Annotated in this window: 16 protein-coding genes; 5 read left to right on the top strand and 11 right to left on the bottom strand. The window is 67.1% G+C overall.

The annotated features are described in order from the left end of the window. The first annotated feature begins 107 nt into the window (after positions 1-107). Genes LRQ07_RS04190 through LRQ07_RS04180 form a run of 3 tightly spaced genes read left to right on the top strand, consistent with a single transcriptional unit; the run spans position 108 to position 3,498 of the window. On the top strand, positions 108-1,139 hold the full coding sequence (locus tag LRQ07_RS04190; RefSeq protein WP_256535922.1) for a glycosyltransferase family 2 protein: 1,032 nt from the start codon (positions 108-110) through the stop codon (positions 1,137-1,139). Then, positions 1,079-2,200 carry a polysaccharide pyruvyl transferase family protein gene (locus LRQ07_RS04185; protein ID WP_256535921.1) on the top strand — a complete coding sequence of 374 codons (1,122 nt, stop codon included), beginning with the start codon at positions 1,079-1,081 and terminating at the stop codon, positions 2,198-2,200. Before LRQ07_RS04190 ends, LRQ07_RS04185 begins: the two co-directional genes overlap by 61 nt. Then, complete coding sequence (locus tag LRQ07_RS04180; protein WP_256535920.1) at positions 2,200-3,498, top strand: lipopolysaccharide biosynthesis protein; 1,299 nt, start codon at positions 2,200-2,202, stop codon at positions 3,496-3,498. Before LRQ07_RS04185 ends, LRQ07_RS04180 begins: the two co-directional genes overlap by 1 nt. A 2-nt stretch (positions 3,499-3,500) precedes the next feature. On the opposite strand, the gene LRQ07_RS04175 is transcribed toward LRQ07_RS04180, so the two are convergent. The 7 genes from LRQ07_RS04175 to LRQ07_RS04145 form a co-directional block, all read right to left on the bottom strand. Next, positions 3,501-4,610 carry a glycosyltransferase gene (locus tag LRQ07_RS04175; protein ID WP_256535919.1) on the bottom strand — a complete coding sequence of 370 codons (1,110 nt, stop codon included), beginning with the start codon at positions 4,608-4,610 and terminating at the stop codon, positions 3,501-3,503. Further along, complete coding sequence (locus LRQ07_RS04170) at positions 4,607-5,731, bottom strand: glycosyltransferase family 4 protein (RefSeq protein ID WP_256535918.1); 1,125 nt, start codon at positions 5,729-5,731, stop codon at positions 4,607-4,609. Before LRQ07_RS04170 ends, LRQ07_RS04175 begins: the two co-directional genes overlap by 4 nt. A gap of 20 nt (positions 5,732-5,751) precedes the next feature. Next, the gene (locus LRQ07_RS04165; protein ID WP_256535917.1) at positions 5,752-6,396 is read right to left on the bottom strand and encodes a NeuD/PglB/VioB family sugar acetyltransferase; all 645 of its coding nucleotides are present in this window, start codon (positions 6,394-6,396) and stop codon (positions 5,752-5,754) included. Then, positions 6,389-7,009, bottom strand: a complete 621-nt coding sequence (locus LRQ07_RS04160) for a sugar transferase (protein WP_256535915.1) — start codon at positions 7,007-7,009, stop codon at positions 6,389-6,391. The genes LRQ07_RS04165 and LRQ07_RS04160 overlap by 8 nt, the downstream gene beginning before the upstream one ends. After that, the gene (locus LRQ07_RS04155; RefSeq protein ID WP_256535914.1) at positions 7,006-8,136 is read right to left on the bottom strand and encodes a DegT/DnrJ/EryC1/StrS family aminotransferase; all 1,131 of its coding nucleotides are present in this window, start codon (positions 8,134-8,136) and stop codon (positions 7,006-7,008) included. Before LRQ07_RS04155 ends, LRQ07_RS04160 begins: the two co-directional genes overlap by 4 nt. Then, positions 8,133-9,962 (bottom strand): polysaccharide biosynthesis protein, encoded by a 1,830-nt coding sequence (locus LRQ07_RS04150; protein ID WP_256535913.1) that lies wholly within the window; start codon positions 9,960-9,962, stop codon positions 8,133-8,135. The genes LRQ07_RS04155 and LRQ07_RS04150 overlap by 4 nt, the downstream gene beginning before the upstream one ends. Positions 9,963-10,071: 109 nt before the next feature. After that, the gene (locus tag LRQ07_RS04145; RefSeq protein WP_256535912.1) at positions 10,072-10,515 is read right to left on the bottom strand and encodes a GtrA family protein; all 444 of its coding nucleotides are present in this window, start codon (positions 10,513-10,515) and stop codon (positions 10,072-10,074) included. Positions 10,516-10,569: 54 nt separating this feature from the next. Between LRQ07_RS04145 and LRQ07_RS04140 the strand changes: the two genes are divergently transcribed. Continuing rightward, positions 10,570-11,355: a glycosyltransferase family 2 protein gene (locus LRQ07_RS04140; protein ID WP_256535911.1), complete on the top strand. Its 786-nt coding sequence runs from the start codon at positions 10,570-10,572 to the stop codon at positions 11,353-11,355. Continuing rightward, a complete protein-coding gene (locus LRQ07_RS04135) occupies positions 11,352-12,803 on the top strand; it encodes a hypothetical protein (RefSeq protein ID WP_256535910.1) in 1,452 nt (483 codons plus the stop codon). The genes LRQ07_RS04140 and LRQ07_RS04135 overlap by 4 nt, the downstream gene beginning before the upstream one ends. Before the next feature lie 78 nt (positions 12,804-12,881). Here LRQ07_RS04135 and glmM read toward each other — a convergent pair whose 3' ends face one another. The 4 genes from glmM to LRQ07_RS04115 form a co-directional block, all read right to left on the bottom strand. Next, positions 12,882-14,240 carry a phosphoglucosamine mutase gene (gene glmM, locus LRQ07_RS04130; protein WP_256535909.1) on the bottom strand — a complete coding sequence of 453 codons (1,359 nt, stop codon included), beginning with the start codon at positions 14,238-14,240 and terminating at the stop codon, positions 12,882-12,884. A gap of 14 nt (positions 14,241-14,254) precedes the next feature. Next, positions 14,255-14,740: a 30S ribosomal protein S9 gene (gene rpsI / locus LRQ07_RS04125; RefSeq protein WP_017828210.1), complete on the bottom strand. Its 486-nt coding sequence runs from the start codon at positions 14,738-14,740 to the stop codon at positions 14,255-14,257. Between the two features lie 27 nt (positions 14,741-14,767). Beyond that, positions 14,768-15,214, bottom strand: a complete 447-nt coding sequence (gene rplM / locus LRQ07_RS04120; RefSeq protein WP_047520838.1) for a 50S ribosomal protein L13 — start codon at positions 15,212-15,214, stop codon at positions 14,768-14,770. Positions 15,215-15,418: 204 nt separating this feature from the next. Then, positions 15,419-16,087, bottom strand: coding sequence for an endonuclease/exonuclease/phosphatase family protein (locus LRQ07_RS04115; RefSeq protein WP_047520836.1), 669 nt, complete (start codon positions 16,085-16,087; stop codon positions 15,419-15,421). Between the last annotated feature and the right edge of the window lie 5 nt (positions 16,088-16,092).

Genomic DNA, 16,092 nt, shown 5'->3' with positions numbered 1-16,092 from the left:
GAGTCCTGACGTAAGCTGGCGCCCTTCAGATAGGCCGGTTCGCTCTCACTTGCGGCCGACGGGTCGGGGTCGTCCCGTCTAAGCGCCCAGACACGAAGGACGTCACGATGGCCGCCCCGAGCCCTTCCTGCGTCAGCGTGATCGTGCCCGTCTACAACGTCTCGTCTTACCTCGCTCCGTGCGTCGATTCGATTCTCGCCCAGACCCATGCGGAGTTCGAGCTCATTCTCATCGACGATGGGTCAACCGATGGCTCGGAGCTTCTGTGCGACGCCTACGCCGCTGCCGACAGTCGCGTCCACGTGATCCATCAGAGCAATGGCGGCCTGTCGGCTGCGCGCAACTCGGGGCTGGATTTCGCTACCGGCGACTACATAATCTGCATCGACGGCGATGACGTCGTCGCCGTCGACCACATCGAGAAGCTTGTCGCGGAGTTCACCCACCCGGGAGTCGACATTGCGGTCGCGCGTTTCCAGTCGACCGAGCCGCGACAGACCTACCCTCGACACGGCCGTCCCGCTCCCTCGCCGACGGAGTATGAGTCTCGCGACGACGCACTCGTTAGGCTGTTCCGTTTCGACGGCACCACCAACAGCGCTTGGGGCAAGCTGTATCGCGCGTCGCTCTTCGCAGGCATCCGCTACCCGGTGGGCGCGCTCTACGAAGACCTCCCGACTACGTACCGCCTCTTCCTCCGGTCCGAGCGCATCGCATTCACAACTTACGCGAGCTACTTCTACATCCAGCGGGCGACGAGCATCACCGCGTTGCGTCACACCGCCCGGCGACTGGACACGTTCGCCTTCGCAGCGGAAGCCGCGCGGGCGGTGTCGGACATGACTCCACGGGTGCAGCGGGCGGCTCATGCGCGACAGTTCATGGAGAGCGTCTTCTATTTGTCCGAGATATCCGTATGGCAGAGCCTGAGAGCACTTCCCACGCCGGCGCTCGCGCCCCTTCGCGCGTTCCGCCGCGAGGTGCTCTTCGATAATGAGAGCACCGCGAGCAGCCGGCTCTTCGCGCTCGCCGCGTACCTGGGGCTTCGGCCCGTCCAGCTGCTCAGTGCCCTGCGGGTGTGGCTCTACGCCCGACGTCACACGATCACCACCCGCCTGACGAAGAAAGAAAAACGATGAAGGTCAAGATGCTGGCGGCGCGCGGATACCAGTTGTTCCACACTTGGATGTCCCGCGAGGAGATCACGCTCAGCGCCGACCGTCCGAACGCCGTCATCATGCTGGTACCCGACTACGGGAACATCGGCGATCTCGCCATCGGCTACGCACAGGAACACTTCACGTCGAGATTGGACCCCGGCTACGACGTGCAGAGCATCCGGATCTCGCAAACCTACAAAGTGCTGCGCTCACTCAAGCGCCAACTCGGGCCCGACGATATTGTGCTCCTCGTCGGCGGTGGCAGCATGGGTGATCTCTATCCGCGAGCCCAGCTCGGCCGCGAATTCGTCGCCCGCTATCTGCGGCCTCATCGACTCGTCTCCTTCCCGCAGTCGATCATCTACATGGATCGTCCGGAGCAGGAGCAGTCCGCCCAGCGAGAAGCACGCGCACTCAGCGCGAGCGCCGACAGGCTCACGCTCTTCGCCCGCGAAAGCGAGAGCTACGACATCATGCGGGCGTTCTATCCGGGAAAGGTCGGGTTCGCACCGGACGTCGTGCTGTCGTTGACCGGGGACTATCAGGATCGGGAACCACTCGACCGAGCAGGTGCGCTTCTCGCACTGCGGAGGGATGTCGAGCGTGCGCTCTCCGACGCAGATCACGACGTCATCCGCGACGCCGTCGCCCGCTTCGGTGACGTCACGGACCGCGATCACGGCATCTCGGACGATGAGGTCGATCAGACGGCTTTCGATCGGCTGCCTCTGGACACGATGGAACACTACCGCCGGTCGGAACTCGTCGTCACGGATCGTCTGCACGGCATGATTTTCGCCGCGGTGACAGGCACGCCCTGTGTGGTGCTTCCGAACGCCAACCACAAGATCACCGGCACCTATCGCGACTGGATCGCAGAACGCTGCGCGTACATCACGCTCCTCCGCAACGTCGATCACCACTCGATGCGTGAGGCCATCGACAAGGTGACCCGGCCCGAAGCCGTGGCGTCGTATCGTTCCGTCCGCTTCGACTTCAGCACTCTTCAGCAGTCCATCCAAGGCGGAGCCGATTCCTGATGCGGGATGGCCACGACAGTGGGAAGCAGGTCCGGCAGGGCCCCGGACGCGGTTTCAGCACGATCGTCCTGGGCACGGTCATCGGTCAGATCGTCACGTTCTTCGCCCTCCCCGTGCTGTCGCGCTTTTACACGCCGGACCAGTTCGGCGTGCTCACCTTCGCCCTCGTACTAGCCGGCGCCATCGCACCGTTCGCACTGCTGGGGTTCGATCAAGCCGTCATCCAGCCACCCGCCGACCGCGACGTGGCGCCACTCATCTGGGCGGCATCGTCGACGCTCCTCGGTGCCGCGCTGGTTCTGGCCGCCGTGATCGCATGGACTCCTCTCGTCGAGTCCTTCTCGGACGCTCTTCGGCCGTTCCTCACATGGTCGCTACCGCTCCTTCTCGTCGTGACGGGAGCCGCATTGCTTTTCAGCCAATTGGCGGTCCGGAGCGGCCGCTACTCCAGCATCGGGGGCAGGAACTCCGCGCAGTCGTTGACGATCACCGCCACGCAGCTGGCTTTCATCGGGACGTCGAAGACAGCATCGTTCAACGGGCTCGTCGGCGGCGCGGTCGTAGGCACCTCAGCGGGCGCTCTGCTGCTGTTGCCATTCGCGAAGCGCTACCTTCGCCGGGTGCACCTCGACGAGATGAGAAACGCCGTAAGGCGCTATTGGCGGTTCCCCGTCGTGTTCGCCCCGATGACGAGCATCACCCTCCTCTCCCAGCAGGCACCAGCGCTGTTCGCGCTCTTCGCGTTCGGTGCGACAGCCGGCGGATATGTCGGCATCGCCGAGCGCATCGTCGCGGTCCCCCTAGCGCTTGTCGGCCTGGCGGCCGGGTCCGTGTTCAGCGGCGAGCTCTCGCACGCGCTTCGATCAGATTCTCCCCACAAGGATCGGATTTTCCTGCGGACCTCGGCTTGGCTCTGCATCCCTGCGATTGGCGTCGCGCTCGGACTCCTCTTGCTGGCGCAGCCGCTGCTCCCGCTGTTCCTCGGCGCGGACTGGACCTCGGCTGCGACTGTCGCGCAAGCGATGGCGGTGGTGTCGGCGACGCGCATGGTGACGAATCCGACCCGCGCCGTCTTCCGCATCCTTGAGCGGGCACGCATCCTCTCGATCGTGGAACTCATCCGCGTCGCGCTGCTTGCACTCGCAATGTTCATCGCACTGACGACGGGCCTGTCCCTGCTTGTGAGCCTCACGCTGCTCTTCTCCGCGCTCGCTCTCGCGGATGTCATCACTTGGATGTGCGCGTGGTGGGCGGTTCGCCAGGCCGACGCAACTTTGCAGACCGCCGGGGCGAGCTAGGACTACTCGGCCGCAGACTCCAGGGCACAATAGAAGTCGGTCGCGTAGCGATCCATCGACCAGAACGACTCCCCCGTCGCCCGTCCAGCGAAGACCTGGGCAGCCGGCCGCGCTGTCACGAGCACTTCGCTCAGTGCCGCGCTGAGGAGGCGAGCGTCAGGCGCCTCGACCAGCCGTCCCATCGAGGGCCTGTCGACGATCTGACGGAGACCGCCGACATCGGTGGCAACGATCGGCGTACCCAATGCCGCGGCCTCTATCACTGCGACGGGGAGGCCCTCAAAGTAGCTTGGATGTACCAGCGCGTCAGCGATCGCAGTCCAACGCCACGCGTCGTCCACGCGTCCGACGAAGTGCACGCGCGATGAGACTCCGATCCCTTCGGCGAGCTCTTGCAACGAGGACCGTTCGGCACCCTCGCCGACCAGAGCGAGAGAGACCTCCGCAAGGTCTGGAGATCGCAGCGCCTCGATCACATGTCGGTGGCCCTTGAGCGGAATCAGACTCCCCACCGCGACGACCAGCCGATTCCCGTCAGGAACGCCGAGCTGCCCCCGCATCTGCGAAGGGGCCTCCGGGGACGCTCGAGTCCAGGATCGCATCCGTTCTCGATCCACCCCGGCGAGCACAGTGCTGACAGCTCGGTAGTGCCGAGCCGTGGGTGCCTCCGCGACGTCTGTTCCGACAGCGATGGCGAGATCGCTGAACCGGTCCAGCACCGCGCCCATCAACTGATATGGCGCGCGATAGCGGGTGCTGTGTACGACGTCGATCAGGCGAACGCGCGAGCCCGACCGTCTCAAGGCTCGTCTCGTCTTCTCGAGGTAGGTGGTCACCGGCGAATGGAACACGACCGTGCTGACGGAGTCCTGCGCCGCAATGACCGAGGACAGCTGCTTCATTCCTCGCACAGGGTGCGTGGAGGGCAGCTCCACCACCTCAACACCGAGGCCGCGCAGCTGCGAAGCGAAATGGTCATTGTGCCGCAACGTGTTAACCACAATGGTTCGCTCAAACCCCGGTGGACGGTGCTCGACGGCGTGACGCAGCCGTGTGAAGAGAAGCGTCTCCGCGCCACCCATGTTCAACCCGCGGATAGCCTCGATGATCATCGAACGCCTCCTTCGCCTGCCCAGCAATCCGAATGCAGGCGCCACACGGCGGTCGGGACGAAGGCTTCCTCGCTCCACGCCCGAGCTGCCGCGCCCATCGATTCACGGCGATCCGGATCCGTGAGGAGCGTCTCCAGAGCACTGGCGAGCGCGTGTGCATCGCCGACCGGCGTGACGACGCCGGTCACGCCGTCGATTACGGCATCCACGCACCCGGTGGCATCGGAGACGATGGCGGGTACCTTCATCGCACCAGCTTCCAGAACCACGTTCGGGAATCCCTCACGTCTGCTCGGGAGCACGAGGATATCCATCGCCCTGAGCAGTGGGCGCACCTCCTGCGTGAAGCCTGCGGCGTGGACCGGAATGGGGATGGGCCCTTCGATGCCGGTATCGAGAGTCACGCCTTCCTGCGCACCGACGACCAGAAGCTGCGCAGCGACCGACCGCTGTGAGCAGATTCGGAGAGCGTCAATGAGCGTGTCCACGCCCTTGTCCGGGTGGAGCCGACCCACGAATCCCACGATGGGAGCGGGTGAGCGCTGAAGCATCGCTTTCACATCGGCATCCAGGTCGGGCATGGTCGCCTCCTCTGAATACCGCTCTGTATCGACACCGTGTGAGGACCCCGCTCCGAGCACGAATACTTCACGGCCCCCGTTCAACCCCAGCGCCGACACCCGCTGCGCGAGACTGGCGCTGTTCGCGATGACTCGACTGGAAAGCACCATCGTGAGCCGCTCGAGCAAGGCGAACAGGCGGCGGGAGAACCCTGCCGAGGTCTCCAGTCGTAAACCCCACAGCTCGTAGTTGCGCCCCGGCACACGGACGAGCCAGCCTGCGACAGCACCGATGAGGGAAGCCTTCGGGGTGGCGTAGACGAGCACATCCGGTCGCAGCCGTCGGAGGAGTCTGGCGCACTGAACGAGCGATCGGGCATCCTCCAGCGGAGACGGTTCGCGTTCCATGTGCAGAGGTTCGTAGCGGACACCCGAAGCACCGGCGAGTTCAATAACTCCGGGGCCATCGTCGCAAACGAGCGTCACGTCCCACCCAGCTTCGCGCAGAAAGCGCAGGTATCCCCGCAGAAAGGTCGTCGCCGTCACCGAGCTGGTGACCATGAAGACCAATCGTCGCCCCGTCATCGTGCGGGCACCCCTTTGACTCGGAGCCCCGACGGGACATCTCTTGTGACGCACGCACTCGCGCCCACAACGACCTCCTCGCCGACGGTGAGTCCTTGCAGGACCACGGCTCCTGCGCCGATGAGTGAGCCGCGGCCGACGCTGACATCCCCCGACACGATCCCGCCGGGGTTGACCGACACGTCGTCCGCCAGAACCGCGTCGTGGCCGATTACGGCACCGGGATTCAGGTGGACCCGAAGTCCAAGGCCGACATTCGTCGACACCTGCACCCCCGCGCAGATGATGGAACCCGCACCGATCGTGCACGCGGATCCCACAACGGCCGACGGATGAACAAGTGTCGCGAGGCGAGCGCCCGCCTTTGTCAGTCGAGCGGCGAGGACCGCACGAGTGGTGGGGGAACCGACGCCGATCGCCACCGCGGACGTCGCCGAGAGGTCCACTGCCACGTCGACCCCACCTAGATGCGCGTATCCGCGCGCGCCGAGACGTTCTAGGTTCACGGCGGCCGGAGCATCGTCGACCACGCCGACGATCTCCCACATCGGCGCGGCGCCGCTGCGGTTGATCGCTTCGATCACATCGAGCGTCTCGCGCCCGAATCCTCCGGCACCGACGACGATGATCCGCTCAACCATTCGCGTCTCCGAACTTCGGCATCGTCACGTGTCCTTTCGCCGAGATCCCGTCGCGCTTCAATACGGAGCGAACAGTCTCGAGGACGATCCGCAGATCCAGGCCGAGGCTACGTCGATCGACGTAGCGCACGTCCTGCCGGAACTTACTCTCCCAGGAGATCGCATTGCGTCCGGCCACCTGGGCGAGCCCGGTGATGCCGGGCCGCACCTCATGCCGACGGGCCTGTTCCGGCGTGTACCGATCCAGATACTCCACCAGGAGCGGGCGCGGACCGACGATGCTCATGTCGCCGCGCAGGACGTTCCACAGGCTCGGAAGCTCGTCCAGGCTCGTCGCCCGCAGCCGGACGCCGAACGGGGTGAGCCGGTCGGCGTCGCTGACCCGTCCGCTGCGCGCATCGACCGCGCGCATCGAACGGAACTTGTACAGCGTGAAGACCCTCCCGTCGCGCCCGGGGCGCGGCTGGGCGAAGACGACCGGACGCCCCAGCCGGAGCACGACGAGGATCGCGATCACGAGGATCACGGGCGACAGCACCACCAGCGCGATCGCGGAGGCGACGATGTCGAGTCCGCGCTTCACCAGGTCGTACGGCCGTCGGCGAGGGCTCATGCGGCGACGAAGCGACGGATCGCGTCCAGCACACGCGTCCGCTGCGCGGAGGTCAGGGCCGAGCCGCTCGGCAGCGTCAGCCCGCGGGCGAACAGCGACTCCGAGGCTCCGGAGATCGCGCCTCTCGCCCCGGCGAAGACCGGCTGGAGATGCATGGGCTTCCACAGGGGTCGGCTCTCGATGTCGTCGGCCGCGAGTGCCGCGGAGAGCTCCGACGGCTGCCACCCCGTCGAGGCGGAGTCGATGAGGATCGAGGTGAGCCAGACGTTGTCGTCTTCGTCTCCCTCCGCTCCGAAGACCTCGACGCCGTCCACCTCGGCGAAAAGCGACGCATAGAGCGCACGCATCTCACGGCGGCGGGCGATCATCTCGTCCAGTCGTCGCAACTGGGCGCGTCCGAGGGCCGCGAGCAGATTGCTCATGCGGTAGTTGTAGCCGATGTCGGTGTGCTCGTAATGGACGACCGGCTGGCGCGCCTGCGTGGCGAGGTAGCGCGTGTGGGCGGCGATGGCCGGGTCGTCGGTGAGCAGCATGCCTCCGCCCGAGGTGGTCATGATCTTGTTGCCGTTGAACGACACGATCGACGCACGACCGAAACTCCCCGCCGCACGGCCCCGATGGCGGGCCCCGAGCGACTCGGCCGCATCGGCGAGCACCGGCACGTCGCACTCGTCGGCAGCTTCGAGGATCGCCGTGTAGTCGACAGTCTTGCCCAGCAGGTCGACGGGAACGATCGCGACGACCCGTTCACCCGCGGCGTGCAGACTCCGCAACGCCTCGCGCAGCAGCGCGACGTCCATGTTCCCGGTGGCCGGGTCCGCGTCGATGAAATACGGCTCCGCGCCCGTGTAGACGATCGCGTTGGTCGTCGCGGCGAAGGTCATGGTCGAGGTCACGACGACGTCACCGGGGCCTGCTCCGAGCGCGAGCAGCCCGAGGTGGAGCGCCGCCGTCCCCGAGCTGAGGGCGACACCGTGCGCGACGCCGACGCGTTCGGCCATCTCGACCTCGAAGGCATCGACATCGGGACCCAGCGGGGCGATCCATCCCGAGCGCAGCGCCGCGAGGACCGCTTCTTCCTCCGCCTCGCCGACGTCGGGCGACGACATGTGGATGCGATCGCTCATGTGTCGAGGACCTTCCCCAGGCTCTCGGGATGCACGGTCACCCTGTCGTCGTCGCGCGGCTGCGCGGACATACGACTCAGCCAGCCCTCCTTGTCGAGGTCATCGGGAGCGACCGCATCCGCACGCGTATGGGCGACCTTCTCGTGGAAGGGGCGCTCGAGATCCTCGCGCACGCCCACGAGCTCCTCGTGCAGCTTCTCGCCGCGGCGGAGGCCGGTGAACACGATCTCGATCGCCTTTCCCGACATCGCGATCATCCGCTTGGCGACATCGAGGATCCGGACGGGTTCCCCCATGTCGAGGATGAGGACCTCGCCGGGGCGTCCGATGCCACCCGCTTGGATCACGAGCTGACAGGCCTCAGGGATCGTCATGAAGTAGCGCGTGACGTCCGGGTGGGTGACCGTGACGGGGCCTCCGGCATCGATCAAGGACCGGAATGTGGGCAGCATCGAGCCACGGCTGCCGATCACATTGCCGAACCGCACCGAGAGGTACCGCATCCCGGTCTGCTCGCCGGCCCACGCGGTGAGCTTCTCGGCCACGCGCTTGGAGTGCCCGAGCACGCTGGTCGGGTTCGCCGCCTTGTCGGTCGAGATGTTGATGAAGGTGCTCACTCCCGCCTCGCGTGCGGCGTCGAGCACGTTGAGCGTGCCGATGACGTTGGTCTTCCAGGCTTCGTCCGGATACTGCTCGAGCATGGGCAGATGCTTGAGCGCGGCGGCGTGGAAGATCACCTCGGGCTGGCGGTCGCGGAAGATCTCGAAGAGGGCCGTGCTGTCGCGGATGTCGGCGAGCACCACGTCTCTGGTGTCGAGCAGGCCGTGGCCCGCCGTTCCGAGCTGGGCCATCTGCAGGCCGGTCTCGTCGCGGTCGAGCATCATCAGCTCGCTCGGCCCGTACTTGGCGAGTTGGCGGCACAGCTCCGAGCCGATCGATCCGCCGGCGCCGGTGACCAGAACGCGGCGCCCTGTGATGTACCCGGCGATCAACTCGACATTCGTGTCGACGGGATGGCGCCCGATCAGGTCCTCGATGCTGATGTCGCGCACGTCCCCGGGCGATTCCTCGCCGCTCACCATGCTGCTCAGCGTCGGTGTCACGACGACTCTGAGGCCCGCCGCCTCCGCATCGTCCGTCAGTCGACGCAGCAGCGCCGCATCCGCGCGTCCGATCGCGATGACGAGGACCTTCGCTCCCGTGCGCGCCGCGATCTCCGCGATCTGATCGGTGCGGCCGAGCACCGGTACGCCCCGTAGCCGGAGGTGCCGTTTGCCCGGATCGTCGTCGAGGATCCCGACCGGCCGGATGGGCGAGGACGGGTCGGTGGTGACGTTGTGCAGCAGCGTGTCGGCGACGTGGCCGGCACCGATGACGACCGCAGGATCCGCGGCGTCGTCCGGCTTGCGCGACCGTTCGATGAACAGGCGGGCCGCGTAACGGACGCCGAACATCAGCAGGAGCACGAAGGGGAAGGCGAGCAGGACGGTCCCCCGGGGGACACCGATGAAAGGCCCCAGGATGATGACGACCACCGCGAGCACCAGCGCCAGCACGCTCACCGCAGCGGCGAGATTGCGCACCTCCTCGAACGACCCGTAGGTGAAGCGCCCGAGGTAGAAACGCAGGGAGAACCCGATGCCCACCTGGATCGCCGCCGCCGTCAACGCGAGGACGACCGTGGATGCCCATCCCGCCAGCGTCGGCTCGAACTCGAATCGCAGCACGACGGCGGCGAGGATGCCCACGATCCAGGCTCCTGCGTCGACCGTCGCGGCCAGTGCACGTCGGCGCCGTGGCGCGAGTGCGATCGTCTTCTCCGACATCCCCCTGTGTCAGCCCTCCCTGAAGTAGGTCTCTCGGGCGTCGGCCTCCCCGCCTCCGCCCGAGTGATCGTCCTCATCCTGGCATATCGCCGACGTCACCGCGTGATCGTCAAGGCTTCTGCGACGTCCGGAAGACGATGCCGTGATAAAGTACGAAGCGCAGCAGGACCACGATCACGATGCTCGTCAGGTTCACGAGGTTGACCGCGACAGCGCCCGGCTCTCGTCCGAGAATCGCCTCCACGCCTTCGACCCCCACCCAGACGAGAACAGCGCCGAGGGCGGTGCAGACGGCGTTCGTGGCGAGGAACAAAACGACCTCCGCGGTCCTCCCCCGCCGATCACGGTGACGGAAGGTCCACTCCCGGTTGCCGATGTAGGCGTTGACGAGCGCGACCAGCGAGGCCACGATCTTCGCGGCGACGACATCCCAGCCCCACACGAACACCAGGAGGTTGAAGACCCCCACCTCGATGAGCGTGCTCAGCGCGCCCACGACCAGGAACCGGCTGCCGACGCCGGCGAGCCGACGCAGTCGGGTGGGAAGATCCATAGCTCAACTAGGCTACTTCCTGTTCCCCGCGCACCTCGCCACCCCAAGGACCCCGTGACCCTCCGCCACCTCGCCGTCGTCATGCCCGCCTACAACGAGGCCGAAGGCATCCGCGACTTCATCGACGAGATCCGCGACTCCGTGTCCCCGGTGGTCGACCGCGTGACCTTCCATATCGCGGACGACCACTCGACCGATGGGACCGCCACGGTATTCGACGACGTCGAGGACGTCGCTGTCGAGGTGCAGCCCCTCAACCGCGGGCACGGTCCGACCGCACTCGCGGCCTATCGCGCCGGGCTTGCAGTGGAGCCCGATGTGCTCGTGCACGTGGACGGCGACGGGCAGTTCCACGGTCGCGACTTCCCTCGGCTGCTCGCCGCGCTCGACACCGAGAACGCCGACGTCGTCCACGGCGTCCGCGACGGACGAACGGACCCCTGGTACCGCAAGGTGCTCACGGGCGCCGTCGGTCTTCTGATCGCGCTGGCCGCCGGGCGCCGGATCCCGGATGTGAACACCCCGCTGCGGGCGTACCGCACGCCAGCCCTGCGGGCCCTGGTCGAGGCCACCCCACCGGATGCATCGGTGCCGCACGTGCACTTCTCTCTGGCCGAGGCCCGCGCGGGGTTCACGGTGCGCTATCTGCGGGTCGACAGCATCCCCCGCCGCGGCGCTTCCGCCACCGGCACGATGTGGGGACGCGGGAGCACCGTCGCCCTCCCCCCGAAGCGCCTGCGCCTTTTCGTCCGCACTGCACTCGTCGAAGCATGGGAACTCTCCCTGCGGCCGTCCGCTCCGCTGCGCAACATCAATCGACCGGAGACCGTCGCGCGATGACCCGCGCACGCACGATCGTGTTCTGGGTGGCCGCGGCCGCCTTGCTGATCGGGCACGTCATCATCGCCTGGCACAGTCTCGTGGTGTGGCCGTTCTGGGAGGATGAGGCCTTCAACCTCACCGTTTCCCGCAATCTGCTCGACGGGCTCGGCTACTCCAGCGACGGCGCGCTCTCCGGCTCGACCATAACTCCGTTCGACCCGCGCATCTCCACGGGACCGGTCGTGCTCCTCCCGGTCGCTGCACTCCTCGCGACCGGGATCGATCCGGTGCTGGCCTCCCGGCTCGTCCCGCTGGGCTTCTGGATCGTGCTGCTCCTGGGTCTCGCGGTGCTCGGACGACGCATCGGCGGTCGCTGGGCCGCGCTGCTCGCCGTGGCCGTGCCCCTCGCCTTCACCGCCGACGCCGGAATCTCCCCGATCCAGGGGCCGGCCGACCTCCTCGGCGAGATCCCGGCGGCAGCCCTGATCGTCTGGGCGCTCCTCGTGCTCCCCCGCCGGGCGTGGCTGGCTGGTCTCTTCATCGGGCTGGCGATCCAGACGAAGCTCATCGCGATCCTCGTCCTCCCGGCCTTCGCCGTGGCCCTGTGGGTGCTCTCGGACGGCGCAGGGTGGGCACGGGTTCGCGAGACGCTGCGGCGATCGTGGCTGCCGCTGCTGCTGGTCGCCGTACCGACACTGCTCGTCGAACTGGCGGCCCTGGTCTCGCTCGGCTTCTCGGGCTATGTGAAGCACCTGCGCGACCTCGCGTACTTCGTCCGGAGCGGTGGCCAGGACGACGCGGCGACCACGGTGCTGCAGAAGCTCGACGCCCTCGCCGGCTCCTGGTCCCTGCCTCCGACGCTCGCCGTGCTCGGTGCCCTCCTGGCCATCGCCCTCGCCGTGGTCGGCATCGTCCGGCGATGGCGCACCGCGACGGAGACCGAACGCGTCGTGATCGCGTACGCCCTCGCGGCGCTCGTCGGCGCACTCGCCTTCATCGGCTGGTGGGCGACGGCCTCGCGGCTGCCACTGTGGGTGCGGCACCCCGCCCCTGCCGTCTACGCGTTCTTCCCGGTCCTCGGCGCCGTCGCCGTCTGGTCTGTCGCGCGACTTCCCCGACGCGGCGTCCTGCGCATCTTCGGTGTCGTCGCCGCGTCGCTCCTGGCCGCCGTCGTCGCCGGGGGCGCTGCCGTGCACGTCGCGTCGTCGTTCGAGCCCCGGGCGCTCACCCTGGAGCGTCAGAGAGCCGCCGTCGTGCCGCTGACCGCCTGGGTCACCGACAATGACGTGGAGTGGCTCGCCGCGGATCCGTGGGGCGCGGCCGTCCCGCCCATCGTGCTCACCGGCGCGCATGTCGGCCTCTTCGATGCGCCGGCGATGGCGGGCGTTCCCCGGCTCACGAGTCTCGCGTGCACGACCGAGACGCTCGTCGACAGCGACCTCTACCCCATCTGCGCGGCCCCCTAGAGTAGGGGGCTTCACGGTGAACGAAGAACCGGTCGGGCGCTGTATCAGCCACCGACCGGTTCCGAAGGACAACGGGCCTCAGAGCGCGAGACGCTCCTGGACGACCTCCGCGAGGCGTCCTGCGTAGGCGTGCACCGACTCGGCGTCGGCCGCCTCCACCATGACGCGGACGAGCGGCTCGGTGCCGGACTTGCGCAGCAGCACGCGACCGGTGTCTCCCAGCTCGGTCTCGATGTCGCGCACGGCCTGCTGCACGACCTCGTCTTCGGAGACGCGGTCCTTGTCGACGTCGCGCACGTTGATGAGCACTTGCGGGTAGACGGTCATCACCGAGGCGAGCTCGGCGATCGTCTTCTTCTGCCGCGCCATCTCCGCGACGAGGTGGAGGCCCGTGAGGATGCCGTCCCCCGTGGTCGCATACTCGCTCATGATGACATGGCCCGACTGCTCACCACCGAGGGCGTACCCGCCCTCGTTCATGTCCTCGAGCACGTACCGGTCGCCGACAGCGGTCTGCCGGATCGTGATCCCGTGCTCGCGCATCGCGACGTGGAGTCCGAGGTTGCTCATCACGGTCGCGACGAGGGTGTCGTCGGTGAGGTGGCCGCGCTCCTTCATCGACACCGCGAGGATCGCCATGATCTGGTCTCCGTCGATGACCTTGCCCTCGGCGTCGACGGCCAGGCATCGGTCGGCGTCGCCATCATGGGCGATGCCGATGTCGGCTCCCAGACGCACGACGGCCTCGGCGAGGTTGTCGAGGTGGGTCGAACCGACCCCGTCGTTGATGTTCCAGCCGTCAGGGTCCGCGCCGATGACGGTGACTTCGGCACCCGCATCGCGGAACGTCTCCGGCGACACACCGGAGGCCGCGCCATGGGCGCAGTCGAGCACGACGTGGATGCCGTTCAGACGGTTCGGCAGTGAGCCGAGAAGGTGCACGACGTAGCGGTCCTCAGCGTCGGAGAACCGGTCGATCCGACCGACGCCGGCACCGGTGGGACGCAGCATCTCCCCGTGCATGGCCTCTTCAATGCGCTGCTCGACCACGTCGGGGAGCTTGCGTCCGCCTCTGGCGAAGATCTTGATGCCGTTGTCGGGGGCCGCGTTGTGCGACGCCGAGATCATGACGCCGAAGTCGGCATCGCGGTCGGCCACCAGGAACGCGAGCGCCGGCGTGGGGATGACCCCTGCTTCGAGCACGTCGACGCCCGAGGAGGCGAGACCTGCGGAGACGGCCGCGGTCAGAAAGTGTCCGGAGACCCGGGGGTCCCGGGCGACAACTGCGGTGAGTCGCTTGCCCTCGGCCTTGCGGGCCTCCGCAGTACGGCCCTGGCCCAGGACGACAGCAGTCGCCTGGGCCAGGGTGAGCGCCAGGTCGGCGGTGAGGGTGCCATTGGCGAGTCCTCGCACGCCGTCCGTGCCAAAGATCGGCATCGGAGCAGTGGACCTTAACGCTTCGAGTACTGAGGCGCCTTGCGGGCCTTCTTGAGTCCAGCCTTCTTGCGCTCCTTGACGCGAGCGTCACGGGAGAGGAAGCCGGCCTTCTTCAGGGTCGGACGGTTGTTCTCCTCGTCGATGCCGTTCAGCGAACGAGCGATGCCGAGGCGGAGTGCGCCGGCCTGACCCGAGGGGCCACCACCGGAGATACGAGCGATGACGTCGTATGCACCGGCGAGGTTCAGCACCGTGAACGGGTCGTTGATGAGCTGCTGGTGCAGCTTGTTCGGGAAGTAGTCCTCGATCGTGCGGCCGTTGACCGTGATCGTGCCCGAGCCGGGGACGATGCGCACGCGGGCGATGGCCTGCTTGCGACGGCCGACAGCGGCACCGGGGACGCTGAGGACGGGGCGGGGAGCCGCCTCGACCACGTCGGTCTCCGGAGTCGACGTCGAGAAGTTCTGGGGGGTTTCGGTGGTGTCCTGGATGTCAGCCACGAGTATGTCCTTAAGTCTTTACGGCGCTTACTGGGCGACCTGGTCGAGGGTGTACGGCGTCGGCTGCTGCGCGGCGTGCGGGTGCTCTGCACCGACGTACACCTTGAGCTTCGACAGCTGCTGGCGGCCGATGCTGTTCTTCGGGAGCATGCCACGGATGGCCTTCTCCACGGCACGGACCGGGTTCTTCTCGAGGAGCTCGGCGTAGGTGACCGACTTCAGACCACCCGGGTAGCCGGAGTGACGGTAAGCCAGCTTCTTCTGGAGCTTCTGACCGGTGAGCGCGACCTTCTCCGCGTTCACGATGATGACGAAGTCACCCGAGTCGATGTGGTTGGCGAAGGTCGGCTTGTGCTTGCCACGCAGGAGAGTGGCGGCGTGCGAGGCGAGGCGGCCGAGAACGACGTCGGTGGCGTCGATGACGACCCAATCGCGCTGGACTTCGCCAGCCTTGGGAGTGTAAGTGCGCGTCACGATAGTGCTGCTTTCTTGTGTCGAACGGAGAAGTTCGTGAATCCCACTCCGGGGTGGTTCGTCCTCTCCGGCTCATCGAGCGGGTAGAGAGGGGAACACGCCAGTGGAGGGCTCACGTTCGGACGATGCCCTCTCCCGCACGCGGGTAAAGGCACCAAAGGGAAATCATACGCCACCTGGTGCGGTATGCCCAAACCGCACTGCTCAGTCGGGCTTGACCGTCACGAGGATCGGCCGGTGGTCGCTCGCGCCCTGGGGCAGGGTCGTGATGCGTTCGATCTCGAACCCGGCCGACGTCGCGAAGTCGTAGTGCCCGCGGAACACCCGATAGCGCGTGTAGGTGTGGTCGTCACTCAGCGACAGGGCATAGCCGTGGTTGCGGACGGCTTGTCCGAGGTTCTCCTTGAAGATCGGGTAGTTGTAGTCGCCGACCATCAGCTGGGGCAGCCCTTCACCGAGCGCCGCGAGCTCGGTGAGCGCGGCACGGATCTGGTGACGACGCAACGAGTTCAACGCGGTCAGCGGTGCCGCGTGGAAGGAGGCCACGATGAAGTCCCGGCCGTCGTCGATGTCGCGCAGTCGCGCACCGAGCACGCGTTCGTGGGCGGGCTTGGCGATCCGGTCATGCAGCGACTTCTTCAGCCCGAGCGTGCGGATGGACTGCAGGTGGTACGAACTCGACCGATAGAACAGGGCGAGGCCGAGGCGGTTGCCCTGTGTGGCGTCGGCGAGTTCGAGATCGCCGATCCGCGCGGGAAGCTCGGGGACATCGCACTCCTGGAGGCAGAGGATGTCGGGGTCGTGCTCGCGGACCAGCGCCGCGAGTTCGCCCGCGGCCCGATGCTTCTGGAGGTTGTACGAGATGACCTTCATGACCG

It is taken from the genome of Microbacterium sp. J1-1 (assembly GCF_024498615.1).
In the GTDB taxonomy this organism is placed as follows: Bacteria; Actinomycetota; Actinomycetes; order Actinomycetales; family Microbacteriaceae; genus Microbacterium; species Microbacterium aurugineum.
Note: the sequence above shows the minus strand (reverse complement) of the source record. Positions and strands in the feature narration are given on the sequence as shown.